This window comes from Microbispora sp. KK1-11, from assembly GCF_006874435.1.
GTDB lineage: Bacteria > Actinomycetota > Actinomycetes > Streptosporangiales > Streptosporangiaceae > Microbispora > Microbispora catharanthi.
The window spans coordinates 45,207-52,013 of record NZ_VIRJ01000047.1; the positions used below are offsets into that span (position 1 = coordinate 45,207).

General features: G+C 71.3%; 8 protein-coding genes. 5 read left to right on the plus strand and 3 right to left on the minus strand.

Annotated features, from left to right (window positions below; translation table 11 throughout):
- Positions 1 to 17 precede the first annotated feature (17 nt).
- From FLW16_RS40205 to FLW16_RS40215, 3 genes are read right to left on the minus strand one after another with little or no spacing between them, the layout of a single operon-like run.
- Complete coding sequence (locus FLW16_RS40205; RefSeq protein ID WP_260616127.1) at positions 18 to 890, minus strand: SRPBCC family protein; 873 nt, start codon at positions 888 to 890, stop codon at positions 18 to 20.
- Positions 887 to 1,213 carry a helix-turn-helix transcriptional regulator gene (locus tag FLW16_RS40210; protein ID WP_142566240.1) on the minus strand — a complete coding sequence of 109 codons (327 nt, stop codon included), beginning with the start codon at positions 1,211 to 1,213 and terminating at the stop codon, positions 887 to 889. Before FLW16_RS40210 ends, FLW16_RS40205 begins: the two co-directional genes overlap by 4 nt.
- A gap of 46 nt (positions 1,214 to 1,259) precedes the next feature.
- A complete protein-coding gene (locus FLW16_RS40215) occupies positions 1,260 to 2,195 on the minus strand; it encodes an aldo/keto reductase (protein ID WP_221891536.1) in 936 nt (311 codons plus the stop codon).
- Between the two features lie 111 nt (positions 2,196 to 2,306).
- Between FLW16_RS40215 and FLW16_RS44240 the strand changes: the two genes are divergently transcribed.
- The 5 genes from FLW16_RS44240 to FLW16_RS40240 form a co-directional block, all read left to right on the plus strand.
- The gene (locus tag FLW16_RS44240) at positions 2,307 to 3,638 is read left to right on the plus strand and encodes an NUDIX domain-containing protein (protein WP_221891537.1); all 1,332 of its coding nucleotides are present in this window, start codon (positions 2,307 to 2,309) and stop codon (positions 3,636 to 3,638) included.
- Positions 3,639 to 3,757: 119 nt separating this feature from the next.
- Positions 3,758 to 4,195: a CBS domain-containing protein gene (locus FLW16_RS40225; RefSeq protein WP_142566241.1), complete on the plus strand. Its 438-nt coding sequence runs from the start codon at positions 3,758 to 3,760 to the stop codon at positions 4,193 to 4,195.
- Entirely contained in the window at positions 4,192 to 5,478 is a 1,287-nt protein-coding gene (locus FLW16_RS40230; RefSeq protein WP_142566242.1) for an ArsB/NhaD family transporter, read from the plus strand. Before FLW16_RS40225 ends, FLW16_RS40230 begins: the two co-directional genes overlap by 4 nt.
- Before the next feature lie 100 nt (positions 5,479 to 5,578).
- Positions 5,579 to 5,788 carry a heavy-metal-associated domain-containing protein gene (locus tag FLW16_RS40235; RefSeq protein WP_142566243.1) on the plus strand — a complete coding sequence of 70 codons (210 nt, stop codon included), beginning with the start codon at positions 5,579 to 5,581 and terminating at the stop codon, positions 5,786 to 5,788.
- Between the two features lie 126 nt (positions 5,789 to 5,914).
- The coding region (locus tag FLW16_RS40240; protein ID WP_142566244.1) for a cation-translocating P-type ATPase at positions 5,915 to 6,807 on the plus strand (893 nt) is incomplete at its 3' end.

Consider the following 6,807-nt stretch of genomic DNA (forward strand, 5'->3'; position numbering starts at 1 on the left):
CGGCCCCGCCCGCCGGCTCAGGCGAGCAGCCGCCGCGCCAGGGTCTCTATCCGGTCCCGCCATGCCTTCAGGGCCCCGGCGGGGTCGGGCAGGCCGGTCTCGGTGACGACCAGCCGGGCGCCGTGACCCGTGCCCTGCGACAGTTCCCAGCGCACGTGCCTGCCCTGCTGGCCTGACTCCACGTACGCGGGAAGCTCGGCAGCGGGTTCCCTGACAGCCGCGACGGTCCCCTCGCCGATGTCGCCGGGCACCGGCTCACCGGGTGTCGCGGCCGGTGCGCCGGCGGCGGCCCAGACCTCCTCGACCGGCCGGGTGAGCTGGCGCTCGAAGCGCACCCGCCAGCCGCCGCCCGCCTGCTCGCCCAGCCGCTCGCCCAGCCGCTCGGCCACGCCCTCGGCCAGCCCGAACGCCTCCACGTACGCCTCATGAAGGTGGGCGAAGTTCCCCTCGGGCCACTCGGCGGGCCGTCCGCCGGCGATCGCCTCCATGGCGTCGAGGCAGACCTGCCAGCCGGACGCGTAGCTCGCCGCGGCCGGCCGGTCGTCGAAGACCTGGGTGAAGACGAGCAGGCAGCCGCCCTCCTCGGGCAGCAGCTCGAAGCGCAGGATGTTGTCGCCCTCGCGCGGCATCTCTCGCGGCGAGTGCTGGAGGAAGGCGAACAGTCGGGGCGGGTCGAGCTCGGTGATCTCGGCGTCCATCGTCATGCCGCCGCCGTCGAACGTGATCTTTCCGCCCACCCGCAGGTCCATCTGGACGACCGTGAACGGGAACCACTGGCCGAGCCGGTCGGGCTCGGTGACCGCCCGCCAGACCTTCTCCGGAGGGTGGGCCAGCCTGCGCTCCATGCGCAGCGACGGCCTTCCGTCGAACATGCCGAGCGTCGCGTTCACGGTGTCTCCTCTGAATGGTCGGGCATCGTGTCCAGGTGCCGTTCCAGCGCGTCGAAGCTGTCCGACCACAGCCGCCGGTAGGGCGCGAGCCAGGCGTCGATCTCGGCGAGCGGCTCGGGGCACAGTTCGTACCACCGGCGCTGGGCGTCCCTGCGCACACGGACCAGCCCGGCCTCCCGCAGCACCTTGAGGTGTTTGGAAGTGCCGGGCTGGGTCAGGCCGAGCCGCTCGGTGAGCTCCCCGACCAGGCGGGGACGTTCGAGCAGCAGGTCGAGGATGCGCCGCCTGGCGGGCTCGGCGAGTACGTCGAAGGTCGCTGACACGCCTCCGAACATATCCGATCAGCTATATAGCCACAAGTGCATATAGTCAGCTCGCGATCTCGTTCAGCTCTTTCAGCGCCGCCTCGTCCGGTCGCCACGCCGCCGCCGCGACGTTGGCCTTGATCTGCTCGGGCCGGGTCGCGCCCGCGATCACGGACGAGACGGCCGGCTGCGCGAGCAGGCCGCCGATCGCGACGTCCAGCAGGGTCACGCCCTGCCGCTCGGCGAACTCCCGCAGCCGCTCCACCACCTCGAACCGCGCGTCGGTCAGATACTGCGGCCGGCCCGCGAGACGGGTGCCCGCCGGCGGCTCCTCCCCGCGCCGGTACTTGCCGGTGAGCAGGCCGTTGGCCAGCGGGAAGTACGGCAGCAGGCCGACGCCGTGGTGCAGCAGCGCCGGGACGAGCTCCTTCTCCACCTGCCGGTCGAGCAGGCTGTACTCGTTCTGCGCGCTCACGAAACGCTCGAAGCCGCCGGTGCGGGCGATCCAGTCAGCATCGGTGACCTGCCAGGACGCGAAGTTGGACGAGCCCACGTAGCGGACCTTGCCCTCCCGCACCAGGTCCGTCAGCACCGACAGGGTCTCCTCGATCGGGGTGGACGGGTCGGGGAAGTGCAGCTGGTAGAGGTCTATCCAGTCGGTCTTGAGGCGGCGCAGCGAGCGCTCGACCGCCAAGCGGACGTACCGCCGCGAGGCCCGCGCACCCCAGTCGGGCCCGTTGGCGCCGTTCACGTCCCCGCCGAACTTGGTGGCGATGACGACCTGGTCACGCCGCCCCTTCAGCACCTCGCCGAGCAGCGCCTCCGACTCGCCGTAGATGTCGGCGGTGTCGATCAGCGTGACGCCGGCGTCGAGCGCCGCGTCGACCACGGCGCGCGTGGCGTCGAGGTCGATCCTGCGGCCGAAGTTGTTGCCGCCGAGGCCGAGAGCCGAGACGACGAGTCCCGAGTCGCCCAGCCGCCGGTAGGTCATTTCAGTCATGCCCCTGCATCCCTTTCTCACGGAGCCCCTCCCTGCGGGGAGAGCTCTCCTCACCGTATTTCGGCCCCCTTCGGCGGCGGACGTCGGACCGTCCGCGAGAGGATGCCGGACATGACCTCCGTACGGCACAGCGTCAGGGCCATCCTGTTCGACGGCGACGACGTCGTCCTGTTCCGGCGCGTACGGGCGGGGCGGGAGCCGTACTGGATCACGCCGGGCGGCGGGGTGGAGCCCAGCGACGCCACTCCCGAGGCGGCGCTGCGCCGCGAGCTCGACGAGGAGCTCGGGGCGACGGCGGGACCGGCGCTGCACGTGTTCACCCTCGCCGAGCCCGGCCGCCTGAGCACGGTCTTCGCCTGCCGTCTCGTGTCGCTCGACCTGTCGCGCCGCAGCGGCCCCGAGTTCCTCGAACCGGACATCGGCCTGCACCAGGTGCGGCGCGTACGCCCGGAGGACGTGCGCACGCTGAACATGGTCCCGCCCGAGCTGGGGGAGTTCGTCTCCGCGAACGCCGCGACTCTGCCCGCGCTGCTCGACGCCGCGACGTACGCCCCTGGCCGCTACCGGCCGGTCGTCGACGTGCACCTGCTGCTTACCGACGGCGAGAAGGTGCTGCTCGGCCGCCGCCAGGGCACCGGCTACGCCGACGGGGAGTGGCAGATCATGCCGTCCGGGCACCTGGAGGAGGGGGAGTCGGTGGTGGACACCGCCGTGCGGGAGGCCCGCGAGGAGCTCGGCATCGAGGTGGACGGCTGCGAGGTGGTCCACGTGATGCACCACCGCAACGCGGGCGGGACGGCCCGCATCGGGATGTTCCTCGTGCCGCGCTCCATCACCGGCACACCGGTCAACGCCGAGCCGCACAAGTGTGCCGAGCTGGCCTGGTTTCCGCTGGACCGGCTGCCCGAGCAGACCGTGCCGTACGCGCGGGCGGGCCTCGAGGCCGTGCGGCGGGCACTCGCCTCGACCCCGCCGGGCCTCCCCGCGGCCGCCGGCGCCGCCCCGGTCGCTTCCGGGTCGCCGGTCTTCTCGCTGCACGGATGGGACGTCCCGGACTCCGCCGATCTGGCGGCCGAGGCCGTACGCGCCGGGTTCGAGGAGGTCACGGTCTGCCTGGCCGGCCGGCTCGACGGCGCGGTGCTCGTCCACTCCGACGACGAGACCGACCGCCTGCCCGCCACGGTCGTACGGCCGGGCGAGGAAGTGACGGCGGCGCTGGCGCGGCTCGCCCCAGTGGGGGAGGTGACCTTCGCAGGCGCGGACGACTACGTCTCGCCCCGGGGACTCACCGGCCGTCGTCTCGCCTTCTCCGCCCGGCTGACCGAGGCGCCCGAGGGCATGGTCCCGCTCCCGGCCGGGTCGCTCGGGCGCCTGCCGTACGCGGAGGGGGTATTCGTCCGCCGCGCCTCTTCGGGACTTTTGTACGGCCTGTCCGGTCGATAGCCTGTTGCGGGGCGTGCCGGGAAGTCTGGTCGGCGAAGGGGTCTCCCATACCCGGGAGACCGTACCGGCGACCGGAAGGCAGACGTGAGCACAGCCGCACGTGGCAGGCAGGTGAGATCATGCGCGCCCGGGATCTCGTAGCACCTTTCCCCACCGTGGAGCTCGACTCCCCCGTGACCGACGCCGCTCGCCTCATGGCCGAGCGCGAACTGCCCGGGCTGATCGTGCTGGACGAGCGCGGGGCGCCGGTGTCGATCCTGCCGGGCACGCAGGTGCTGCGCCTGGCCGTGCCCCGCTACTGCCAGGACGACCCCGCGCTGGCCCGGGTGATCGACGAGGCGCACGCCGACGCGTTCGTCCGCGCGCTGGGCGAGCGCACGGTCCGTCAGGCGCTGCCGGAACGGCCGCGTGAGCTCCCGGTGACCGATCCCGACGCCACGCTCCTGGAGGTCGCCGCGCTGATGGCGCGCACCCGCAGCCCCCTGGTCGCGGTGCTCGACGGCGACCGCCTGCTGGGCGCGGTCACGCTCTCCGCGCTGCTCAAGCGGCTCACATGACGGTGACCGCATGGGCGGCGGCGATCGTCTTCGTCGCCACCTACGTCCTCATCGCCAGTGAGAAGGTCCACCGGGTCAAGGCCGCCCTGGGCGGCGCGGCGATCCTGCTGCTGGTCCACGCGACCACGGCCGGCTCGGCGTTCTTCTCGCAGGAGTCCGGCGTGGACTGGAACGTCGTCTTCCTGCTGCTGGGCATGATGATCATCGTCGGTGTGCTGCGGCAGACCGGGGTGTTCGAATACCTCGCCATCTGGGCGGCCAAACGGGCCAGGGGACGGCCGTTCCGGCTCATGGCGCTGCTTCTGGTGATCACGGCCATGGCGTCGGCGCTGCTGGACAACGTCACGACCGTGCTGCTGATCGCGCCGGTCACGTTCCTCGTCTGCGAACGCCTCGCGCTGCCGGTCGCGCCGTTCCTGATCGCCGAGGCGATGGCGTCCAACATCGGCGGCACCGCGACCCTCGTCGGCGATCCGCCGAACATCATCATCGCCTCCCGCGCCGGGCTGACCTTCAACGACTTCCTCGTCCACCTCACGCCGCTGGTGATCGTCCTGACGGCGGTCTTCATCGGGCTGTGCCGGCTGCTGTTCCGCAAGGCGTTCCGGTACGACCCCGAGCGGGCGGCCGAGATCATGCAACTGGACGAGCGGGCGGCCATCCAGGACAAGGTCATGCTCGTGCAGAGCCTGTCCGTGCTCGGCGTGGTCATCGCGGCGTTCGTGCTGCATCCGGTGCTGCACTACGAGCCGTCGGTCGTGGCGCTGCTCGGGGCGGGGCTGCTCGTGCTGGTCACCAAGATCACCACCGACGACGCGCTGCGCGAGGTGGAGTGGCCGACGCTGGTGTTCTTCGCCGGGCTGTTCGTGATGGTCGGCGCGCTCGTCGAGACCGGCGTGATCACACAGGTGTCGCGCGCGGCGGCGGAGGCGACGGCCGGGCGGCCCGGAGTGACCGCCATGGTCCTGCTGTGGGCGTCGGCCGGGCTGTCCGCGATCGTGGACAACATCCCTTATGTCGCCACGATGAGCCCGATCGTGGCCGATCTCGCACAGCACGTGCCCGGCGACCACAAGGTGCTGTGGTGGGCGCTCGCGCTCGGCGCCGACCTCGGCGGCAACGCCACCGCCGTGGGCGCGTCCGCCAACGTCGTCATCCTCGGCATCGCCGAGCGCAACGGCACGCGGATCAGCTTCTGGCAGTTCACCAAATATGGCCTGGTGGTCACCGTCGTCACGGTGGCCCTGTGCGTGCCGTACCTCTGGCTGCGCTACCTCCTGTAGGCCCGGCGGGCCCCCGAAAGGGGGCCCTTTTTGACGCGGAAATACGGTAGGGGGGTATGGTGTTCTCGTCAGTGAGGCACGAGTTATCGGAGTGATCGTTATGACCAGCACCTACACCGTCACCGGCATGACCTGCGGCCACTGCGTCAGCTCGGTCAGCGAGGAGGTCGGCGCGGTCGCCGGCGTGACCGACGTCCGGGTGGATCTCGCCTCCGGCCTGTTGACGGTCGAGACCGACGGCGGCGTCGACGACGCGGCCATCGTGGCGGCCGTCCGGGAGGCCGGATATGACGTGGCGAGTGCCTCGTGAACACCACGGAGCCACGGTGACGATGCGGACGACCTCGCACCGGGCCAGGTCAGTACGCTCGGGTTCACGCAGAGCGATCGGCGGGGCACAGCCGTTGACGGCACGACGCGAGAGGAGGGAGTGGTGATGCCGGCGACAACCGGTGACCGGCCGTCTGGCGCGGTCGAGCTTTCGATAGGCGGCATGACCTGCGCGTCGTGCGCCAACCGGATCGAGCGCAAGCTCAACAAGCTGGAGGGCGTGTCCGCGACGGTGAACTACGCCACGGAGAAGGCCAAGGTGACCTTCCCCGAGGGCCTGGACCCCGACCTGCTTGTGGCGGAGGTGGAGAAGGCCGGATACACCGCCAAGCTGCCCGAGCCGCCCAAACCCGAGCAGGCTGCCGGGGAGCCGCAAGACGAGCTAGGTCCCCTGCGGACCCGGCTGCTGGTCTCCGTCGTGCTCGCCGTACCGGTGATCGCGCTGGCGATGATCCCGGCGTTGCAGTTCACCTACTGGCAGTGGTTGTCGCTGACGCTCGCGGCCCCGGTCGTGGTCTACGGCGGGCTGCCGTTCCACCGGGCGGCGTGGACGAACCTGCGGCATGGCACCGCGACGATGGACACCCTCGTGTCGTTGGGCACGATCGCGGCGTTGGGCTGGTCGCTGTGGGCCCTGTTCTTGGGGGACGCGGGCACACCGGGGATGACTCACGGGTTCGATCTGACGATCTCCCGCAGTGACGGCTCGGGCAACATCTACCTGGAGGCCGCGGCGGGGGTGACCGCGTTCATCCTGGCCGGGCGGTATTTCGAGGCTCGGTCAAAGCGGCGGGCGGGTGCGGCGTTGCGTGCCCTGCTGGAGCTGGGCGCCAAGGACGTCGCCGTGCTGCGCGACGGCCGGGAGGTTCGCGTCCCGGTCGAGGAGCTGGCGGTGGGTGACCGTTTCGTGGTCCGGCCGGGGGAGAAGATCGCCACCGATGGGGTGATCGAGGAGGGCAGCTCGGCGGTCGACGCTTCGATGCTCACCGGTGAGTCGGT